At 37.6% G+C, this 21,636-nt stretch carries 16 protein-coding genes; 14 read left to right on the forward strand and 2 right to left on the reverse strand.

Annotated features, from left to right (window positions below; genetic code table 11):
• The 7 genes from MHB53_RS22090 to MHB53_RS22120 all read left to right on the forward strand — a co-directional run bounded on the left by MHB53_RS22090 (nucleotide 1) and on the right by MHB53_RS22120 (nucleotide 7,517).
• A complete protein-coding gene (locus MHB53_RS22090; protein ID WP_340922480.1) occupies nucleotides 1–822 on the forward strand; it encodes an alkaline phosphatase family protein in 822 nt (273 codons plus the stop codon).
• 965 nt (nucleotides 823–1,787) lie between these two features.
• A complete protein-coding gene (locus MHB53_RS22095) occupies nucleotides 1,788–2,294 on the forward strand; it encodes a pyridoxamine 5'-phosphate oxidase family protein (RefSeq protein WP_340922482.1) in 507 nt (168 codons plus the stop codon).
• Nucleotides 2,295–2,612: 318 nt separating this feature from the next.
• Nucleotides 2,613–2,870 carry a transcriptional regulator SplA domain-containing protein gene (locus MHB53_RS22100; RefSeq protein WP_340922484.1) on the forward strand — a complete coding sequence of 86 codons (258 nt, stop codon included), beginning with the start codon at nucleotides 2,613–2,615 and terminating at the stop codon, nucleotides 2,868–2,870.
• Nucleotides 2,863–3,891, forward strand: coding sequence for a spore photoproduct lyase (splB, locus tag MHB53_RS22105; RefSeq protein ID WP_340924921.1), 1,029 nt, complete (start codon nucleotides 2,863–2,865; stop codon nucleotides 3,889–3,891). Before MHB53_RS22100 ends, splB begins: the two co-directional genes overlap by 8 nt.
• 65 nt (nucleotides 3,892–3,956) lie before the next feature.
• Complete coding sequence (locus tag MHB53_RS22110; protein WP_340922486.1) at nucleotides 3,957–4,904, forward strand: AEC family transporter; 948 nt, start codon at nucleotides 3,957–3,959, stop codon at nucleotides 4,902–4,904.
• A 61-nt stretch (nucleotides 4,905–4,965) separates the two neighbouring features.
• Complete coding sequence (locus tag MHB53_RS22115) at nucleotides 4,966–5,379, forward strand: YugN family protein (protein ID WP_340922488.1); 414 nt, start codon at nucleotides 4,966–4,968, stop codon at nucleotides 5,377–5,379.
• Between the two features lie 1,316 nt (nucleotides 5,380–6,695).
• Complete coding sequence (locus MHB53_RS22120; protein WP_340922490.1) at nucleotides 6,696–7,517, forward strand: alkaline phosphatase family protein; 822 nt, start codon at nucleotides 6,696–6,698, stop codon at nucleotides 7,515–7,517.
• 436 nt (nucleotides 7,518–7,953) lie between these two features.
• Here the strand turns inward: MHB53_RS22120 and MHB53_RS22125 are convergent, their stop codons facing one another.
• Together MHB53_RS22125 and MHB53_RS22130 are read right to left on the reverse strand one after the other, a co-directional pair.
• Entirely contained in the window at nucleotides 7,954–10,047 is a 2,094-nt protein-coding gene (locus MHB53_RS22125) for a hypothetical protein (protein ID WP_340922492.1), read from the reverse strand.
• A gap of 37 nt (nucleotides 10,048–10,084) precedes the next feature.
• Nucleotides 10,085–10,705, reverse strand: coding sequence for a hypothetical protein (locus MHB53_RS22130; protein WP_340922494.1), 621 nt, complete (start codon nucleotides 10,703–10,705; stop codon nucleotides 10,085–10,087).
• A 377-nt stretch (nucleotides 10,706–11,082) separates the two neighbouring features.
• Between MHB53_RS22130 and MHB53_RS22135 the strand changes: the two genes are divergently transcribed.
• From MHB53_RS22135 to MHB53_RS22165, 7 genes are all read left to right on the forward strand, one after another.
• Nucleotides 11,083–13,287: a helix-turn-helix domain-containing protein gene (locus MHB53_RS22135; protein ID WP_340922496.1), complete on the forward strand. Its 2,205-nt coding sequence runs from the start codon at nucleotides 11,083–11,085 to the stop codon at nucleotides 13,285–13,287.
• Nucleotides 13,288–13,686: 399 nt separating this feature from the next.
• A complete protein-coding gene (locus MHB53_RS22140) occupies nucleotides 13,687–14,652 on the forward strand; it encodes an ABC transporter permease (RefSeq protein ID WP_340922498.1) in 966 nt (321 codons plus the stop codon).
• A 12-nt stretch (nucleotides 14,653–14,664) separates the two neighbouring features.
• Complete coding sequence (locus tag MHB53_RS22145; RefSeq protein ID WP_340922500.1) at nucleotides 14,665–15,567, forward strand: carbohydrate ABC transporter permease; 903 nt, start codon at nucleotides 14,665–14,667, stop codon at nucleotides 15,565–15,567.
• 107 nt (nucleotides 15,568–15,674) lie between these two features.
• On the forward strand, nucleotides 15,675–17,339 hold the full coding sequence (locus tag MHB53_RS22150; protein WP_340922502.1) for an ABC transporter substrate-binding protein: 1,665 nt from the start codon (nucleotides 15,675–15,677) through the stop codon (nucleotides 17,337–17,339).
• Nucleotides 17,340–17,975: 636 nt separating this feature from the next.
• Entirely contained in the window at nucleotides 17,976–18,938 is a 963-nt protein-coding gene (locus MHB53_RS22155; protein WP_340922504.1) for an ABC transporter permease, read from the forward strand.
• A 14-nt stretch (nucleotides 18,939–18,952) separates the two neighbouring features.
• Complete coding sequence (locus MHB53_RS22160; RefSeq protein ID WP_340922506.1) at nucleotides 18,953–19,858, forward strand: carbohydrate ABC transporter permease; 906 nt, start codon at nucleotides 18,953–18,955, stop codon at nucleotides 19,856–19,858.
• A 120-nt stretch (nucleotides 19,859–19,978) separates the two neighbouring features.
• The gene (locus MHB53_RS22165) at nucleotides 19,979–21,586 is read left to right on the forward strand and encodes an extracellular solute-binding protein (RefSeq protein WP_340922508.1); all 1,608 of its coding nucleotides are present in this window, start codon (nucleotides 19,979–19,981) and stop codon (nucleotides 21,584–21,586) included.
• Nucleotides 21,587–21,636: the final 50 nt, after the last annotated feature.

Below are 21,636 nucleotides of genomic sequence, written 5' to 3' on the forward strand. Positions count from 1 at the left end.
ATGGTTAATAAAATTGAACGAGTATTTGTGATCGGCCTGGACGGTGCCGGTAATTTTATCAAAGATACAGATTCACCAAACATCCATCAATTATTGGAAAACGGGGTTCTTACTTATTCGGGACAAGCTTCATACCCTACGATTAGTGCAGAGTGTTGGGGCTCTATTTTGCATGGTGTATTGCCAGAAAAGCATGGGTTAAATAATGATTTGATTTCGGCAGAGACCTACCCTGAAGATTCACCATTTCCTTCTTTTTTTAAGGTGATGAAGGATGCATGGCCGGATTGTAAATTAGCTGCATTTAGTGAATGGGCACCTATTAATCATGGGATTATCGAACAATCTACGCAGCATCAAGCGGTATCCAAGCCGGATGAAGAATTGGTTCATGCAGCAGCTGCCTATATTCGTGAAAACCAAGATTTAAAGGGGATGTTTGTGCAAATTGATACGCCAGATGCTGCGGGACATCAGCATGGATATGGGACAAAACCGTACTTGGATAGTATCACGAAGACAGACCGTTTTGTAGGTGTTATTATTGAAGCGATTAAGGATGCTGGACTGCTGGATAGTAGTTTGATAATCATTACGTCAGATCATGGCGGCGGCGGAGATCATCATTATTCTCATGGTAGTAATCATCCTCAAGATATGACAGTTTTCTGGGGATGTCATGGACCAGGAGTAAATACAGAGGCGCAATTGGAGGAAGGCTTTAGGAATATGAATACTGCGGCAATCGTACTGCATGCTTTTGGCTTAGCGATCCCAGAACAATATGATGCCAAGTTACCAAGTGGATTGTTTTTGCAGTAGTAATTGCGCTTCAATGTCAAGGATTTGGTGAATTAAAGCGGCAAGTAGACTCCTCAGGGGTGTTTAAACGGTCCGGTAAAAGATTTTGTCAGCCAGCTTCTCCTCTCATACGTATAGGAAAGGAACCTCTGTTAAGTGTCCTGTGAGCAAATACAGAAGAGGTCAGCACTTCCTGTGCAAGCCTCGGTGATCGAAGGCTGAAAGAAGGGGTACTCTTTCGGTAAAATATGATAGAACATTCTTGAGTGGTGAGATTTGACACTAAAATAGCAGAGCTACCTTTTGCGAGTCCACTGAAAAAGTACTCCTAATGCACTCAAAAGAATATTAAAACTAATGGATAAAAGTAAGGGTAAAATAATAAGTACTTGATGGAAAAAGACGACTCAAATTCTTTTTGAATTTTAGAGTCGTCTTTTTTGGTACTACCGTCCAGTACCTTTAAAAATGGAAATATTTTCAGTCCCCTCGCTTGAGACGCGCCTGCGGGGTCTCAACTGACCCGTTTTTCTCACGCCTTCCGCTACAATCAACTTAGTGATTACAGCCATAATAATAATAATGTACTATCCTTGACTTAGTTTGTACCAACGAATGACAAAAAGTGTACCACTGAATGACAGACTGTTTACCACTTCATATCTTCTGGAAGGTCAAAGGTAAAAATGTTTTAATTATTATACAAATTTAATTGATTTCCAAGAAGGATCAGTCTTCCGCCGGGCGCTTCGATTTAGCTCGTATAAAGTGTTATGATGATTTCACCTTTTTGGCCACTTCCCTTTGTTGCAAATCAAACGGAAGTGGCTTTAATCTAATTTTCATTAGCCTAAGCCATCAAATGTCCCTGTGGACCACTCTTTAAAAGGCTTCCCCCTTATCTAACGTTTAAAATCCGCAACTTCTGCAAAGGATAATGGAGAATAAGGCTGCATGCCAATAACAAACCTAAAGAGGTGAGCGATATGACTACTACTCCTGATCCAGACCAAGATGCAATTGAGACAGTAAGGAATTTAATTAAAGGAATCGACATCGCTATGTTAACAACAGTTACCGAGGAAGGCTTAGTATCACGTCCCATGAAGACGCAAGAGGTTGAATTTGATAGCGACTTATGGTTCATGACAATGAAAGATACAGACAAGTATGACGAACTTCTTCGTTACCCGAATGTGAATATATCATATGTTGGAAAGTCGTATGTTTCCATTCGTGGTACTGCTGAGCTTGTGAATAACAGGGAAAAGATAAAAGAACTGTGGAATATTGCCTACGAAAAGATGCTACAAACGACTAGTGATGATCCTAATCTTATTTTAATCAAGGTTAAAGCTAACGTAGCAGAGTATTGGGAGATGGGTAATTGGACTAAGATGGTCAAACAGTTATTCGATAAACTAGCAGGTACAGATTCCGATGAAACAGATATTAACCAAGTAGTTGATTTAAATAATAACAAACAGGATTAACACGAGAAGCATAGGGACGAAGCTCCTTCTTCATATTTTGTAAAGGGAAGCGTCCGAAACGTCCCTGTGCTTCAATCCTATTAAACACTGATTCCGTCTGCAAAGAGTCAGTGTTTAATAGGATTGCCACGAATTTTCACCATGATCCTTATCTATCCCTATTTAATTTAGGTTTTCTTTAAAAAAACCCCAATAAAGTCTCTTGTAAATTCAATGCGAAGATAATTAGAACGGATTCTCGCCATAAATAAAATCTTAAACATATATTAATGTTTAATTGGCACAATAAAAAGAAAAACGTAGAAAATGGGTGTAAACATGGACATGGATCAAAACTATAAACCAGGAGAAATTGTGTATATAATCATTCGCAATCCACACGTACAAGATGTAGCGCATGTTCAACAGGCAGCAATTGTACAACATCCGGAAAATCCGAATAAGCTAGCACTATTTACCCACGATAATTACTATCCAGTGACAGATGAATTAGCTATTTTCACAACTGAAGAGGAAGCTGAAAATGCTTATCAAGAAGCATTCGGCAGCTTCGAAAATGGTGAATTCTATGGTTAAGCCATTTGTACCACAGTTGGTTTATGTTGAACCTCAAGCATTAGAGTATTCCAATGGCAGTAGACTAATTTCAAAGTTCCGGGAAATGGGGATAGAAATTCGCCAAACGACCTCTCATAACCAGATTCGTAACCTTCCGGGGGAAAACCACTTTCAAAAATACCGTATTGCCAAATCGACACTCGTTGTCGGAGTTCGTAAAACACTTAAATTCGATACATCAAAGCCCTCTGCTGAATATGCCATTCCCTTAGCAACTGGATGCATGGGCCATTGCCATTACTGCTATTTGCAAACAACGATGGGGAGTAAACCATATATCAGAACGTACGTGAATGTAGATGAAATATTTGATGCCGCCGAAAAATATATGAACGAGCGGGCACCGGAAAGTACTCGATTTGAGGCATCTTGTACATCTGATATTGTAGGCGTGGACCATCTGACACATCATTTGAAGCAAGCGATCGAATTTTTTGGGAAATCAAAACACGGTAAGCTTCGTTTTGTTACGAAATTTTCCCATGTCGATCACTTACTCGATGCCGATCATCAGGGGAAAACCCGTTTTCGTTTTAGTATTAACGATGATTATATTATTAAATATTTTGAACCGGGAACTTCCAGACTGAAAGAACGAATTGAGGCTGCTGTTAAAGTAGCAGAAGCTGGATATCCACTGGGATTTATCATCGCCCCAATATATCTGCATGATGGCTGGCAAGAAGGTTATTTGGAAATGTTTGAAAAGCTGGAAGCATCATTACCTGCGTTTGCCCGAAAAGATTTGACGTTTGAAATGATACAACATCGCTTTACGAAACCAGCAAAGCGGGTCATTCAAGAAAACTATCCAATGACGAAATTAGAACTGGATGAATCCAAACGAAAAACAAAGTGGGGGCGATATGGAATTTACAAATATGTGTATGAGGATTCACAGCAGGAGGAAATCAAGGATACAATAGGCGGTTATATAAAGCGCTTTTTTCCTGAGGCGAAAATTGAGTATTTTACTTGAAAGCAGAGTAACTTCTTTCCTTTGAATTCATAAGCTAAGTACAAAAATTAAAGGGGAGAAGTCTTTTGCTGAACACGAGTGCGTTTTTACAAGCGATGATTCCACTTTATATCATGGCTGGTGTTGGATTTTTTGCCCGTAAAACAAAAATTCTTGGCGACCATGCTAACCAATTTATCACGCAACTTATGCTTTATATTACGTTACCTGCACTTATTTTATATTCACTCAATATTAATTTTTCCAATGAACTTCTGAAGGACTTCCTTTGGTTAGTCACCATGTCTATCTTCATATTAACTGTATCCATTTTTGTAGGGGCTTTACTGAGAAAAAGGGCAGCACTTCCCGCAAAGCAAAAGAGTGTATATGAAAGTTTAATTATCTTTGGCAATCAAGGGTTTATCGGTTTTGCTGTCAGCTATATTCTGATGAAGGAACAAGGGATAATCTATCTCACACTTTTCAACGTCTGCTATCTGATCCTGATTTGGACATACGGCATTTATCTGTTTAACAGAAATGGAAAGTTCGTAAATTGGAAAGCCTTATTTATCAATCCAGGTATTTTATCCACATTAGTAGGATTGTCCATGATGTTCATGCCATTCTCTTGGCCTGGTGTGGTTTTGGCGACATTTGAAAATCTAGGAAAAATGACCATTCCATTATCGATGATATTAATTGGAAGTTTACTGGCTGAGATTAAACAGTACGCTTTTGAGAAATATTGCAAAAATATCTATCTCTGGATTGCATCCGGATGTAAGCTGCTATTACTCCCATCATTTCTGCTCTTATTTCTTTTTCTGCGGGTGCCATACCCTTTACTGATTATTGCTGTGCTAACTAGTGCCATGCCAAGCGCTTCGACAACTTCTGTTTATGCCGAAAAATTTCGTGCAGACGCTTCTTACGCCTCGTTTGGTGTCATACTTTCTACATTAATTTGTATCCTCACCATTCCAATTCTTTACAGTCTTCTCCAATGGCTACATCCTTATTTTTACTAAAAATTGCATGTTCCCTCCATAAATGGAAATGCTATTAAAAAACTAGTTGGGGGCGATTTACATGTTACATTTAGATACGGATATGGAAGGCATACAAATGACCTTTGGTGAAGCAAGAAACTTGTTGAAAAATCATGGACTTGTACTAGGCGGAGGTTGGGAATATGATTCCGGGTTTTTTGATGGGGTCATGCACCGAGAGCATGGAGAAACGTACTATATTCGAATGCCAATTCAGGTGATTGAGGGCGAACTGGACAGAAGTGATGCACTAATTGAATTTCAGAAGTCATTTGTCATCAAACACGTTGTCAACGTAGGATTAGATAAAGATGAAAATTCGTTGCTGACTGTTACTGGATTTAGCCAATTTCAAGAGCCATTGGACAGAGATGGCTACATCCGGGATAAAAGTAAATGGCAAGAATTTGGGGAAGAAGCAATTGGCGATATATTAAATAAGCTAAAAAATTAAAAAAGGGAGAAATCTGCAAACCAAGATGGCAGATTTTTTTCTAGCATGGAAGGTTACCGTTTTCGGTGCCAAGGACGTGCTTAAGTGGTATGAGCGCTTGAGGTCTTGTTCCAGAAAAATAAACCTAAACTGAATTCAATATTAAATAAAAATAGGATGTTGCCGGAAATTTTTAATGTTTTGGATGGCACCCTATTTTTATTTCCAATAGGAAATAATTTAAAATAGAGAATCCCTTATGTCTGTCCCTTTCTCTGCAAGGTTTATAAGGTATTCTTCCAAATAATCCTCATTATGTTCAGGATAGATCATCACAAGTTAAATGATAAGCAACTTAAAGAGGTCAATAATTGCGTGAGCAATGTCTAAATCAAGCATTCTGATTCTACATCTCATCTTGCATACACTTAAAAATATTGAATGAGTTGGATTAGTTGGAGCTCCGTATGCTGGGAAACTCCCGTACGGTATGAAGTGAAGGAAAAGCTGGCGATAACGTATAATTATAAGCCTGATTCCATAAAAAGACAGAGGAATTAGGCTTTGTTATCTTTTAATACTCAACGTTATAAATTAGCACTTTCCTGACGATACCCATTGTAAATGCAATGGCAATCCGTAGTAGACTTCATGGGAATCGCTGGTAAAAAACTTGGCAGAAGTGGTACATTCATATGGCTGTAATCACATAGTTCCCAAAATGGGGTAATGCTCTTTTAAAGAGCATTTTAGAGTCTTATTAGACAGCACCTTTTTAAAGTACTATTTTCTTTTCTTATAGAAAGACATAGCTAAATAAGCCTACTAAGTAGGTTTAAAAAATGTTTTGTTTAGAATAAAGTGGTAGTGGTTCATTATTGATTAACATAGAGTAAATTTTACAAAGCATTCGATAGCCTTTAGCTGCGAGTGCTTTATCCCTTTTTCCTGCAGAGATCAATATTCCAGGGCATTTCGTCGGTAAGCGAGCATAAAGAGCAGGCCTTTAGGCTATTCAGTTCCGGTTATCTGGGGTAATTGTAATATGGAAATAATGATGACGAATGGTTTGACCGGCCGAAGACGGTTAAGTCCTAATACCGCCATCTTCGCTTATGATAATTTGATGACAGATGAACCAATTAGACTCAAAGCTAATAGTTCACATGTTTTTTAATAGAAGCTGAAGAGAAATAAAATTAGTGAAACTATTAGTTATTTTTGTAAGTATAGAGGAAATTATAGTTCTATATAGAATAAGAAGATTGTATAGATATAGACTCTGAGTAATCTAGATGGATTGTGGAAGTAAATATAAAAAAGAAAAGATGGTGGTTATGGTTAATAAAATAGAACGAGTATTTGTTATCGGCCTGGACGGTGCCGGTAATTTTATCAAAGATACGGATACGCCGAATATTCATAAAATATTGAACAAAGGAGTTCTTACCTATTCAGCACAAGCTTCATTTCCTACAATTAGTGCGGAATGCTGGGGTTCAGTCTTACATGGCGTATTGCCAGAAAAGCATGGGCTAAATAATGATCTAATTGCGACAAGGACCTACCCAGAGGATTCGCCATATCCTTCTTTTTTTAAGAGTGTGAAGGATGTATGGCCAGATAGTAAATTAGCCTCTTTTAGTGAATGGGAACCGATTAATCATGGAATTATCGAACAATCCACCCAGCATCAATCGGTGTCTAAACCAGATGGAGAATTGGCCGATGTAGCTGCAAACTATATTCATGAACATCCAGATTTAAAACTGATGTTTGTTGAATTTAGTACACCAGATGCTGCCGGACATGAGCATGGGTACGGGACTGGATCTTATTTGGAGAGTATTACCGAAACAGACGGCTATGTGGGTGTATTGATTGATGCCATTCAGAATGCCGGACTGTTGCAGAGCAGTTTAATCATCATTACTTCGGATCATGGAGGTGGAGGAGATCAACTTTATTCCCACGGCAGTAATCATCCCCAGGATATGACCGTTTTTTGGGGATGCCATGGACCTGGGATTAATCAAGAGGCACAACTTGACGAAGGCTTTAGGAATATGGATACTGCGGCTATCGTACTTCATGCTTTTGGCTTAGAGATACCAAAACAATATGATGCTAAGCTGCCAAGTGGGTTGTTTTTCGAATAAAAATTGAGCTACTTAAAAAGTTTATCCCGTCTTAACGGGGCAGTAAGACCCCCACTTCAAGATTTCAAGGAAACCAAGGAAGTATAAGTGGAGGATCAACTGCCGGAAGGCCTGATTCGTTCGTGCCCAGGATATAGGTCATAAAGGTGTTACAACACAATGCTACGATTCTAACCTTTGCTTATCTTCCATCATTCTATCACAAAATATTAGCGTTAACATATAATTACTGATAGAAGCAATTATATGTTCGATAAAGCTTGCAAGTGTTTACGTGGGGAGAATCCCCACCTGACTTCCCTATGTTTCAGCTTGCTGAAACGAGTTCTTTAATGCCGAGGATTTAATGAATAAAGCAACAAGTAAACTACTTAACTTACTTTTTTATGACTACCATTGAATACTATGGAAATTTAGCTTTTTACTAGATTAACATTTAGGTAATAAAAAACCATGTTGTCGCACCCGCCTCTAGCATAACCGGAATTTCGATATAGTATCCTCGATCAAGCGTATAGACCGCTTCAGCTCCTTTTCGGTCACGAACGACGGCTTTGTCAGTCAAACCAGTATAATAAAGCGGTAATCGAATGTAATCTTCAGTCGCCTCTTCTAGCGGATTATTTATCACCGCCAATCCTTTAATATCAAGTTCAGGATTGACATGTAGGATACAATCTATCTTTTTTCCATCTGGTCTACGAACATGTATAATATCCGAATCAAGGATTGCACGGTGTTTCTTATAGAATTCGACCCAATTTTTTACCACTTGCTTCGTTTCTTCCGTATCGTATAATCGAAAACCACGATAAATCGCTTGGACCCCTGATGTGAAATTAGTTATTAAATGTTGTTCATAGCTATCCAGATGCAGAGAGAGTGGCTCCATGGTCGATGCTGGTCCACCGCCATGGTACTCCATTATCGGAACAAACATCCACCCCATACTTGGTGTCTTCTCCCATGTGCCATCATAAATATTTTGTCGGACCAATAAATTGTGACGCTCTCGCGGCAAAGCCCAGTTCACTTCACGATAACCCATTCCCGCTTTGTTCGAACCATTTAGAAAATACCAATCTGGCACGTTTAAATAAACGCCTTTCTCTCGGCACCACTTATAAAAGGTTGAGATGGTCTTCCATTGAGTCCACTGAGAATCCTCTTTGCTTTGGTGTCCTGGATGGTTTGTTGATTCACAGACATCACCAGGATACGATCCATCATGCTCGAGCACATCAAAACCCGTTTTCTCAAAGAATGTCATCAGTTTCTTAAAGTACCTCATTCCCCATTGACTACCGATACATGGAGATTGATTAAACGTAACTCCTTGAGCATTAATGACATCATCCTCTTTACTTATTGTACGACTAGCGAGTAATGAGTAGCCACCTAATTCAATGCCTTTACTATGGGCGTAATCCGCCAATTCTTTCATCCTAGCAAGATAGTCTTCATTTTCATTTTCGATATCAAAGCCGCTGCCAAATGATAGGATAACCATTTCAAATCCGACTTCAGCTGATTGATCAATGGCTTCCTTGACCTTATCAGTCCCATCACTTAGAACATGCATAAAGATCGGGTTTTCTGTGACCCATGGTGCAACAATGCGGTACATTCTTTTTTGACTTAGTGCTTTTCTTTCACGCTCTGTACTATCATAAATTAATTCGAAGGTACGGAACGTTTCAAAGGATTCACCTTGAGCAATTGCTGCAGCAGGGCCTAACTTCGGCTTGCTTTCTATTCGAGCAATCGTGTTGCAATTAAAATTGACCTGGGTTGTATAGTTAGAATCTGGCAACCAATGCGTCGTTTCATTCGCTGCACTAGCTGTCATCCCATGAAAGGAATAATCACTTTCAATATGAATATTTGGATGCGCCCAACGGATCTGATCATCAACAGGAGATTCCGCCTCAACAACGGAAAGTATTTCACTAGTAAAATGATCGAGGACAACTTCCTTTTCACTATGATTATAAACAGTCAAAGATTTAGATAGCAGTGGAATGCCATCATACATCTCATAACAAATATCAACTGAAATCCCTTCTAAATTGCTGTTCGCGGGGGCTTCATAGTTAAACGTTAATGAAACGCCTCTAGGCGGCCAGTTTATGCCAGCTGAATATCTTTTGCGCTTCCAAGAAAAGCGTTCTTTAAGATCAGCAACTGTATATTTAGTATATTGAAAACTCTGAGGATTAGTCTTAATGCTTTCTAGCCAATCTTGCTTAAAATAGGCTTGTTCTCCTTGCCAGATCAACCCACCAACCTCATATCTTTTTCCGTTAATAACTAATAATGCTTCCGGGTTGACCCCACGGATAATTGATTCACCCGTCATTAAATTATCGTATGAAACTGTGGCTGCATTAGGTTCAAGCCTCCACATTCGGCTAATGAGTCCATTTGACATGATAACGTCACGATGATCAGAACTTTGGGAAACAGATGGATGACTTTTTGTCGGTTGAACAAGCCAATCAAGTTGACGTGTACGCACTTCAGTTGTCATAGTGTATGTTCACTTCCTTTTGATATATTTATAAAAGTTATTCTTGATCTTGTCTTTCTTTCACTAAAGTGGTATACTCATCTTCCATTTTTCTTAAAAACGTAGGTGTATCATCACCTGATTCAAAGAATTCATTCATTTTCTCCTCTATGTAGCCCATAAATCCCATTGTTTCAGGAGTCAATTTAAGTGGGTTCGCCGGTGTTAAAGTCCAACCTGATTTCACATTGTATTTCTTGTCTCCAAAATTTTCTTCCCCATACTGTTCATGAATTGTTAGCTCAGCTAATGACGAAGGTCTTCCAATCCGAGATAAGTATGTTTGATATTCATCGGATACCAAATAATTTAGCACCAAAAATGAAGCCACTGGATCTGACCTCGTACCAATATTCGGAAGATCAGGCCAAGTTGGTACGGTTAACACATCAAAGTTCAAACTTTCTGTATGACTTCCGACATTTGCATGTGATATCCAGGAGACCATCATCGCAACTTGTCTGCTTTCATTAAAATTTAAATCTTCGTCTTTTTCGTAATTACCTTGTATTTCCTGGACTCTCCTCATTAAGTCGAAATACTTCGTTAGATCGGGATCCTTCGCGATGGCAAATTCATCGGAATCCGAATCATAGACTTGCGGGGTCAATTGGCGCAAAGGGGCACTTCCCTCAATTTTAAGTCCCTGATACCGTACCCCATCCTTTGTTCCCGATACTTTTGCCGATAGTGTCTTGCTAAGCATTTGTTACCGGTACCACAACAGTAATACATTGGTAAATTACTGTCAATTATGAATCATTCGTCAATTATTGATTGTATTTATTTTATTGGGACAAATCTTCATGTATAGTTGGTTTGGGCTACTCTTGAAAATTATTGTAACATTATGTATTTTATAAGATAATAAGAATTATGAGCTTAAGAGCTTAAGAGCTTAAGAGCGAAGTGTTGTCTAATGTTTTGGATAAGGCACAACACTATTTTTCAACATCCGATCCTTCGGGCTTAAATTGAGGAAAGGAGAAAAATTATATGAACCATAATTGGTTTCGTCGCATGCTGATGGCGTATACGCCTGTTTTTTTTATTGTCATTTTTATTTTATTCCTTATTTTCTTTCAAGCATTAAATGATCAGAGCAGGCAAGAAGCATTGAATATTAATGAATCATTGGCTGGACAAGCCTACCGTTATGTTGATCGTAGTTTAAAAGAAATAGATCATAAAGTGCTAAGAGAATCTTTGATTAATGAAAGCTTTCAGCATTTTTTAAACGAACAGGGTATGTCTAATGTTCCTGTTAATCTGGAAGCGCTAAAATCACTGCAGGAACTGAAGATCAACTACCCGATTATTGATTCCGTATATCTTGTGCGTTACAGTGATCAGTCAGTTTTGAGTCTAGGGATGATGGGGAAAGTATCGGACTTTGGTGACAAGTTATTTATCAATGATTATATTGAACATCACACCTCTCATTGGACAGATACGCGTTTATATCGAGAATTTTCAAAACAAAGCAAGAGAGAAGTTGTATCTCTTACTCGCCCCGTACCCTTTTATAGCAAATCTAAAGGATTAATTGTCGTAAATGTCAGTCTCGACAGCTTGAGGAATGGAATTCAGGAGATGTACGATCCTGAAGTAAGCTTTGTTCGGCTCATTGATCGTAAAGGGACAGATCTGAATAATGAAGAGGCTATTCAAGTTAAAGAGCAGGTACTTACTCGTTTGACCTCAGACTATTACGGCTGGACAATAGAAAGTGGTCTTATTCAGAGCAATTTGAGCCGAATCATGGAATCTATCAATATAATATGGATACTTATCTCCATACTTGTTGTGTTTACAGGCGTCATCTGGATTATTTATATTACAAAAAAGGCCTACAAACCGTTGGAGCAACTTGTAGGAAAAATCCATTCGTACTCTAAAGAATCTTTGCAGGGACAACCTATTTCTTCTCATCAGAATGAATTCACGTTTATTGACTATACATTGAATCAAATGTTAGAGCAATCAAACCGCTATGATCAGGAACGAGACGAGGTCTTGGTGTTGCGTAGAAAATATGGATTTGAAAAACTATTAAAAAATATAGGCGCTTTCCCGGATTGGGAAGAAGAAATGGCCAAAATTGGATTACCACATACGTTCCATCCGTCCGTCGTATTTATGGTAGAAATGGATCAATATAGTGAATGGGAGAAGCAACTGAAAACAGAACAAATGTTGCAATTAAAGATAATCACTGAGGAGGTCGTATCCCAAATCGATGATGAAACAGTATCCATCCTTTGGTGTGGATGGGCAAATGAGTCTCGATTAGTTGGGATTGCAAAAATTTCGGATGTAGATAGGGACCCTTATCAGCATTTTATGAAATATAAAAATCAGATAAGAGATCATTCAGCATTCACTGTAACGATTGGTTTTAGTAGATTAATACTAATCCCTGAAGATCTTCGCAAAGCGTATCGAGAGGCAGAAGATGCGTTGGCATATAAAGCAGTCATGGGACTAGATCAAGTTATCCGATATCAAGAATCAACGTATACTGAAGTGGATGTGTATACTCATTTAAAAATTGCCAATGAAGTTGTCTTAGCATATAGGATGAGTGCGGATAGTTGGCGGGAGCAATATCGGCAACTGTTTACACAGATCCGTAAAACGAAGTTAAGGAAAGAAGAGTTAGTTAACATTATGAACTTTTTTGTTTATCATTTAGAAAGGGAGAGGCATATGTTTCCCCAGGAAATACAGAAAAAATGGAGTGAACATGTGCTGCCAGGGTTAACTGTCCAGCTTGAGCAGTTTGATACGATCGAAGAGTTAGAAGGCAACATATTTCAAATTCTAGATGGAATGTCTAATGAAATTGTAACCTTTAGACAAGCAAAGAACTATCATCAAGTGCTGCTGGAGATCAAGATATATATGGAAAAAAACTACGATAAGGTAGAGCTTTCCCTAGATCATTTAAGTGAAATTTTTGAAATGCCAGGGAAAAATATAAGTAAGTTATTTAAAGAGGAGTTCGGTGAGAAGTTTGTAAACTTCTTGATAAGAATTAGGATGGAGCGTGCAGAGGAACTGTTACAATCAACAAATGATACGATAGTTGAAATTAGTGAACAAGTTGGCTATATTAGTGCTAATTCATTTACGAGAGTTTTCCGTAAAGTATATGGAACATCTCCAGGAGAATACAGAAAGATAAAGCAAAACTTATAAAGCCTATTAGATGTATTTTTAAATTATATATTTTTGCAAAAGACAATGTCATCTGGCATTGTTTTCTTTTTATCTATTTTTATAAGAGTACTGGTGTAGTAGAGCGAGAACTTCGTTTCATAATAGTATTGTAATATGGATGGATTAGTTACTATTTAGTAACATTGCTCTAGGGTTTCAGCGAGTCAGCGAAAAAAGCATATAAGAGAAAATAGGGTTATACATCCCACTTTAGATGGGATTTACAGAAAAAGCGAAAAAGGATTGGTCGAAGAAAATTGCTTGTTGCCAGCTCATTTTATAAAAAGCTATGATAAATTCAACCGCAGAGGGAATGAGGATAGCGGGAAGTAACTATATTTGAAAACCCTTACACGTATCAAGGAAGGAGAGGCTAGAATGACACCAGAGAAAGCAATACTTGAGAAAAATGCGCATCATCTGTTTAATAACCGAAAAAGAAAAACAAACTGGAAATTAGCGAAGAAACATTGGCAACTTTATTTATTAATGTTGCTACCATTGGCTTCCCTTATCATCTTTAAATACGTTCCGATGCTTGGTAGCGTAATTGCATTTAAAGACTACAACGTCATAAAAGGAATAATGGGTAGTGAGTGGGTTGGTTTCAAATACTTTACGCAATTTTTTAATCTACCTCACTTTTGGACTATTATCGGTAACACGCTTGGGTTAAGCCTTTACGGACTGCTAATAGGTTTTCCGGCACCAATCTTATTGGCACTTGCTTTAAATGAGGTACGCCAAGGACTTTTTAAAAAGTCGGTTCAGATGGTTACATATGCGCCTTATTTTATTTCAACAGTTATTATGGTTTCGATCATTATCGTTGCTTTGTCTCCTAATACCGGAATCGTCAACAGTATACTTGGCATATTTGGGGTGGACCCAAAGAACTTTATGGGCGAACCAGGTCTATTTAAATCAATTTATGTGTTTTCCGACGTTTGGCAACACACGGGGTATGGAGCAATTATTTATCTTGCAGCTTTGGCAGGTGTCAACCCTGAATTTTATGAAGCAGCCAAAATGGATGGCGCCTCAAGAATTCAAAAGATTTTGAATATAGACCTACCTAGCATCCTCCCAGTGACTGTCATTCTCCTTATCTTAAATATTGGGAATATGATGGCGATCGGATTTGAAAAGATTTACCTGATGCAAAATTCATTGAATGTCCAAACGTCAGAAGTTATTTCAACCTATGTATATAAAGTAGGGTTATTAGAATCTAATTTTAGCTTCTCAGCAGCAGTAGGATTATTCAATTCAGTGGTCAATTTAATTTTACTAGTATTAGTCAATTATATTGCGAAAAAAGTATCGAAAAACAGTCTATGGTAAGAGGTGAAAAAAATGGCTAAGAAAAAAACTGCAATTCGTGAATCAAACAGCGATCGTCTATTTCTTGCTGGTGTATATTTGTTTTTATTTATTGTATTAGTAGTTATACTTCTACCTTTACTTAATATTGTCAGTTCCTCCTTTAGTCACCCAAGTGCAGTCGTAGCAGGAAAGGTTTGGCTGTTCCCAGTTGATTTTTCGCTAGCAGGATATAAAGCGGTATTCAACAACCCAAATATATTAATTGGTTTTAGGAACTCACTATTTTATACGGTGCTTGGTACACTAGTTAATGTCGTTTTGACAGTCATGATTGCTTATCCATTATCACGAAAGACGGTTTACGGGCGGGGTCTAATTATGGCAATACTCGTCTTTACAATGTTATTTGATGGCGGACTTATTCCCTATTACCTTGTTGTAAAATCATTGGGATTACTTAATACGCCATGGGCGATGATTTTACCTGGGGCACTAGCTGTATTTCAAGTGATTATTGCTAGAACATTTTTCCAAACTACGATACCGGATGACCTCTTTGAAGCAGCAGAAATCGATGGTTGTACGGACTTTCGCTTTATTACAAGCGTGGTTTTGCCCTTGTCAAAACCTATTATTGCGGTAATGACCCTAATGTATGCGGTTGGGCATTGGAATGCCTATTTCCAAGCGTTGATTTTCCTAAGGGATCCAAACTTATTTCCGTTGCAACTAATTCTTCGAGAAATTCTCGTTTTAAATACAATTGACCCTTCAATGTTGGCAAATGTTGATCAAGTGCTTGCTCAGTCTGGTTTAAAAGAGCAGCTTAAATATGCATTAATAGTTGTAGCCAGTGTACCTGTTCTTGTGATTTATCCATTTGTTCAGAAGCACTTTGCAAAAGGTGTGATGATTGGTTCGTTAAAAGGATAGGAAGATTGGTAGATATCTAATTACTCATTGAAAGGGGGGATGAATAAGTATTTGAATGTATGAATGAAGTCAAACTAATGTAAAATCAAAAAGGGGAGGTATTATCTATGAAAAAGAAGGCAATTTTGTTTATTGGTATTATAGCAATGATGATGATATTTCTTGTAGCTTGTAGTTCGAATGAGAAGACTGGTGAAAGTGAAAAAAATGCAAGCAAAGAGGATGTGTCAGTAAATCCGGTTGGAAAATTACCGATTGTAGACGAAACAATGACACTTCGGATGTTTGCGCCTCAATATGCAAGTATTGAGAATATGGATACAAACTTGTATACGAAATGGCTAGAAGAAAAGACAAATATACACATTGATTGGGATCTTGTCCCAAATGATGCATTGAATGATCGTAAGCAATTAATGCTTGCAAGCGGTGATTACCCAGAAGTCATCCTTCACGGAACTCTAACACCAGATGAGCAAATGAGATATGGTGAACAAGGTGTATTTTTACCATTGAATGACCTGATTGACAAGTACGCCCCAAATGTAAAAAAGGCAATGGAGTCACTTGATTATTTATCTAAATCGATTACAGCGCCTGATGGAAATATATACTCAATCCCAATGGTGAATGAATGCTATCATTGTACGTACCCAAATAAATATTGGATGAACAAAACATGGCTCGATAATTTAGGACTTGAAGTGCCAACAACGACAGATGAATTATATACCGTATTAAAGGCATTTAAAGAAAAAGATCCGAATGGAAATGGAAAAGCAGATGAAGTTCCGTTAACAGCTGCAACGGAAGAAACAATGTGGGGGGGCACTTTTGCAGCCTATCTGATGAATCCATTTATTTATAATGACGCTGATACCTTCCTTCGTGTTAAAGACAAAAAAGTTTCTTTAGCGGCGAATACGGATGAGTGGAAAGAAGGCCTCCGCTTTATGAATAAATTATATTCTGAAGGGCTTATAGATATGGGTGCATTTACACAAAATGCGGATGCTGTTAATCAACTCGCAAATCGTGATCCAGATAATATTATGGGTTCAATAACAACAGCGCTGCTAAGCTATGCACTTTCACCGGATGATAAAACACCACGACATAAGGAATATGTAACAGTGGCACCATTAAAAGGACCTGAAGGTGTACAACAAGCAAATGTTCAAGAAAGTGTAACAAGTGGCCAATTTGCATTGACGAATAAGGCTACGGAAGCGCAACAAATCGCAGCGATTAGACTAGTCGACTTCCTCTTTACAGAAGAAGCCGTACTGTTACAAGAATATGGACCAGAAGGTTCGGGATGGCGCAAAGCAGAAGAAGGAGAGCTTGACTATAATGGAAAACAAGCGAAATATACTCAACTTCCTGTAGAAGCGGCTCAAACCCATAATAACGGATGGGAGCAAATTGGTCCTTCCTTACGTACATTCGAGTACCGAGCATCATTTACAGCTCCAGAAGATCCGCTATCTAACGATGGTTACGGAACTAGACTTCATCAAGAGACAAAAGAAAATTATGAACCTTATGGGACAACTGAAGCATATCCAAAAGGAATATTCATCAATTTGGAAGATTCCAGTGAAGCTGCTCAGTTAAAGACAACAATTTCCGACTACATCGAGTCAAATCTAGCCCAATTCGTAACAGGCACTCAGGATATCGATAAGGATTGGAATAAATATATTAAAGGCTTCAAAGGGCTTCAACTAGAACGATATTTAGAGATCTATCAGGAAGCATTTGATCGTTAATCAGTTCACAGTTTTTGCCGAGCGGTCTTACGGAATAAAGCCCTAAAGTGACGGAAATAGTTCTTAAACTAACGAAATTAGTAATCAAATTTTTAGAATAAAGGCGTTATTTACACTAACTTATAGGCACTGGAGTTTTTGTACTCAGGGGCATGGCTTAGGAGTAATCGGACTAAGACCAGCCCTTCGCAACAACTTATTGTTTAAAAGGTGAAAAGTAACTATCTAGTGGACCCCTAAATTCAAATGTTGAATTTAGGGGTATTTTTGTAAGATAAAAAGGAAAAAGTTTTACAAAAGTATTTATGTGTCTAGCTACAGCGCTTCCTAGAACCGTTAATTGGGGCAAAATCCTTTCCAACCAATAAGAGTGAGAAGCACGCTGAGAATGACATAAAGCCATTTTACCAGACTTTTAACATCTACTAAAACAGTAATATTAATTTATACATACTTTATTAAAATTCACATATGACCAATTGGAAAAGCCAATGACTTCACGGTAAGTAGGGGTATCATCATCAATGATAGCTACTATCATTAAAAACAACATATTGCTAACAAGTAGTCAAAAAAAATAGAATGAAACTACAGCTGTAATGAAAACACTTACATATGAATGAGGAGGTATATGCGATGAGCACGAGTTTAGCTACTGATCCACAGCAAAGGAAAAAACTTAAAAGACAAACGTCTAAATCATTATATAGAAAAGTCTTGCAAAATTGGCAATTATACATATTTGTTTTGCCGGCTTTCTTATATTTTTTGATCTTTCACTACATTCCAATGTACGGAGTCCAAATTGCGTTTAAAGATTTCATTCCGACATTGGGAATATGGGATAGCGAATGGGTAGGATTTGAACATTTTACTAGATTTTTTAAGTCGTTTTATTTTTGGGATTTAATTAAGAATACACTAGGAATTAGTGTATATGAGCTAATTATTGGTTTTCCGTTACCGATTATTTTGGCCTTGTCATTAAATGAAGCTAAGGATGGTTTATATAAGAGAACAGTGCAAACTGTAACATATGCACCGCATTTTATATCCGTTGTTGTTATGGCCGGAATGATCATCTCTTTTCTATCCCCAACAACAGGTCTTATCAATCATATAATACAACTGTTCGGTTTTGAGCCTATTCCGTTTATGACAGATCCCAAATGGTTTAAAACAGTATATGTATTATCAGGTGTATGGCAAAGCGCCGGTTGGGGAACTATTATTTATTTGGCTGTTCTTTCAGGTGTAAGTCCTGAGCATCATGAAGCAGCTATTGTAGATGGAGCAACCCGTCTTCAGCGTATTCTGCATATTAACATACCTGCAATTGTTCCAACAATGGTGATTCTGCTGATTTTAAACGTAGGAAATATAATGGCCATGGGCTTTGAAAAAATATTGTTATTGCAAAATGCTCTCAATCTTGAATCTTCAAATGTCATCGCAACATTTGTTTATGAGTCAGGTTTATTGAATGCTCAATATAGTTTTGCAGCAGCGGTAGGTTTGTTCAATGCAGTTATTAACGCCGTATTACTTGTAATGGTAAACCGAATCGCAAGGAAGACAAGTGAAACGAGTCTATGGTAAGGGGGTAAAAACATATGGGGAATGCAATAAAAGAAACAAAAAAAGATAAAGTATTTAAAGTATTAAATTATACGTTCTTAACTCTTGCAATGGGCTTTGTTCTTTATCCTTTAATCTATATTGTAAGTGCTTCAATAAGTGCTCCATCAGCTGTAAATTCAGGAGATATGTGGCTTTTTCCAAAAGAAATAACTTTTGACGGATATAAGCTTATTTTTGACAATAATAACATTTGGAAAGGATACTTAAATACCATTTTTTATACTGTTCTTGGTACATTAATTAATTTAGCTATTACCATTCCGGCAGCATATGCCCTTTCACGAAAAGATTTTGCGGGCAGAAATTTCTTCATGGGAATGTTTGTACTTACGATGTTCTTTAGTGGAGGGCTAATTCCAACATATTTAGTCGTAAAAAACGTGGGTCTTATCGACACTATATGGGCTATGGTTTTACCAAATGCTGCAGCTGTTTGGAATATCATCGTCGCACGAGTGTTTTTTCAAACATCAATCCCGAAAGAACTGGAAGAATCCGCAATTATTGACGGTTGCTCCAATTTCACAATGTTTATAAAAATTATCTTGCCTTTATCTGCTCCAATCATAGCTGTTATGGCACTTTTTTACGGAGTTGGCCACTGGAATGGGTACTTTAACGCATTAATTTATCTATCTGATAAGACTTTGTATCCACTTCAATTGGTTTTAAGGGAAATTCTTGTATTACAGGAAATGTCATCGCAATCAACAGAAATGACCGGTAGCATGGCTGAAGCAATGCATAGTAAACAGCAGTTGGCAGCGGTTATCAAATATGGAGTGATGATTGTATCCTCCTTACCTATTATCATCGTCTATCCATTTCTCCAACGCTATTTTGTTAAGGGAGTGATGATTGGATCACTTAAAGGTTAAATTCCGCTAAAAGAGGATGTTCAAAGAGTATAAGGAAAAGATTAGGGGGTGGTACACTTCATTTGATGAAACGTAACTATATATGTAAATCAGTATTCATTATTGAAAGGGGATTTATGGATGAAGAAATCATTAAAGCTACTCCTTACATGCACATTTTCAGTGATATTGCTGCTAAGTGCTTGTTCATCAGGAAATGGAGAAAAAAAGAAATCGTCAAAATCTGCAAATGTTGAGATAAATAAAGAAGGATTTCCGATTGTCGATGAAAAAATAGAATTGACCATGATGGGACCTAGCACTGGACTTGCAGAATGGAAAGACATGGTTGTATTGCAAAAGTACGAAGAGATGACTAATATTCATTTTCGATTTGATACACCGCCAGTTAGTGATTTTCAAACAAAGTTAAATTTGGCATTCGCCAGTGGGGATATAGCCGATGTCATCTATGGTGCGGGTTCAAACAATTTAACTCCGGGAATGGAAGTTGATTATGGAGAACAAGGAATTTTAATTCCTTTAGAAAATCTTATTGATAAATATGCCCCAAATATAAAAAAAATGTTTGAAAAAAATCCTGATTTACTGAGATCAGTGACAACAGTTGATGGCCATATCTATTCATTACCAAGAGTTTCTAAGGGACCCACCGCCAGCTGGAAGATGGGACCAATGTGGTATAATGGACAGTGGCTGGACGCTTTGGGAGTTAAAGAACTGCCTAAAACAACAGATGAATTTTATGAATTATTAAAGCGCTTTAAAACGGATGATCCGAATGGGAATGGCAAAGCTGACGAAATCCCGTTGTCTGATGTCAAAGAGCAGCATACTCGTGCATGGCTGATGGGTGCTTTTGGTTTGAAAGAATGGGGTATTGATGAAATCAATGGAAAAGTAAGATATACCCCAATAACTGATAATTATAAAGAATATATTACATTTATGAATAAACTTTTTAAGGAAGAACTGCTGGACCCAGAAGTATTCTCTCAATCAAGTGAGCAGAAAAAAGCAAAGGGACAAGAAAATAGATTAGGATTGTTCCAAGATTGGTTTTCATTCTTTACTACAGGCGAATCAGAAGAAGACGCAGATAATAATCCGATGTTTTACCCGTTAACTAGTTCTTTTTCCGATGAACCAGTTATACCACGCAATCCAGCAATTGCAAGGGGAACTTTCTCAATCACTAAAAATAACTCTAATCCGGAAGCAACGATTAGGTGGATTGATTATTTTTATTCACAGGAAGGATTTGAATTTTTAGCTCAGGGACCTGAAGGTTATCTTTGGGAGTGGATAGATGAAGAAGCAGGCACTAAAAAGTGGCTCGATGCACCAGAAGGTTATAAAACATCTGAAGATTATCGGGGAACATTAACACCTAATTATGGGATTTCTGCACCTGGCCTAGTTGTTCCTATTGGTGGAAAAGAAGACACAGATTTTGACAAGTTTATTGGTTCCGAAACAAAAGAAAAAATTGAACCATATGCAGAAGTGCCATTTCCTCTCGTTTATTTAACGAAAGAGGAACAGAAGAAAATCAATACCATTGAGGTAGACCTGCAATCGTATGTAGAGCAAATGGAAGCAAAATTCATCACTGGTGTAGAACCGTTATCTAATTGGGATAAATATGTGCAAACGATCCAGAAAATGAATATCGATGAATATATAAAGATTTATCAAGACGCTTACGACCGTTGGGCAAATAGTTAGAATAGATTAAATGTTTGAAAACAGTAAGTGGGATAGATCGGTGCTCTTAA

Origin of the sequence: Bacillus sp. FSL K6-3431, assembly GCF_038002605.1 — a bacterium.
In the GTDB taxonomy this organism is placed as follows: Bacteria; Bacillota; Bacilli; order Bacillales; family Bacillaceae_C; genus Lederbergia.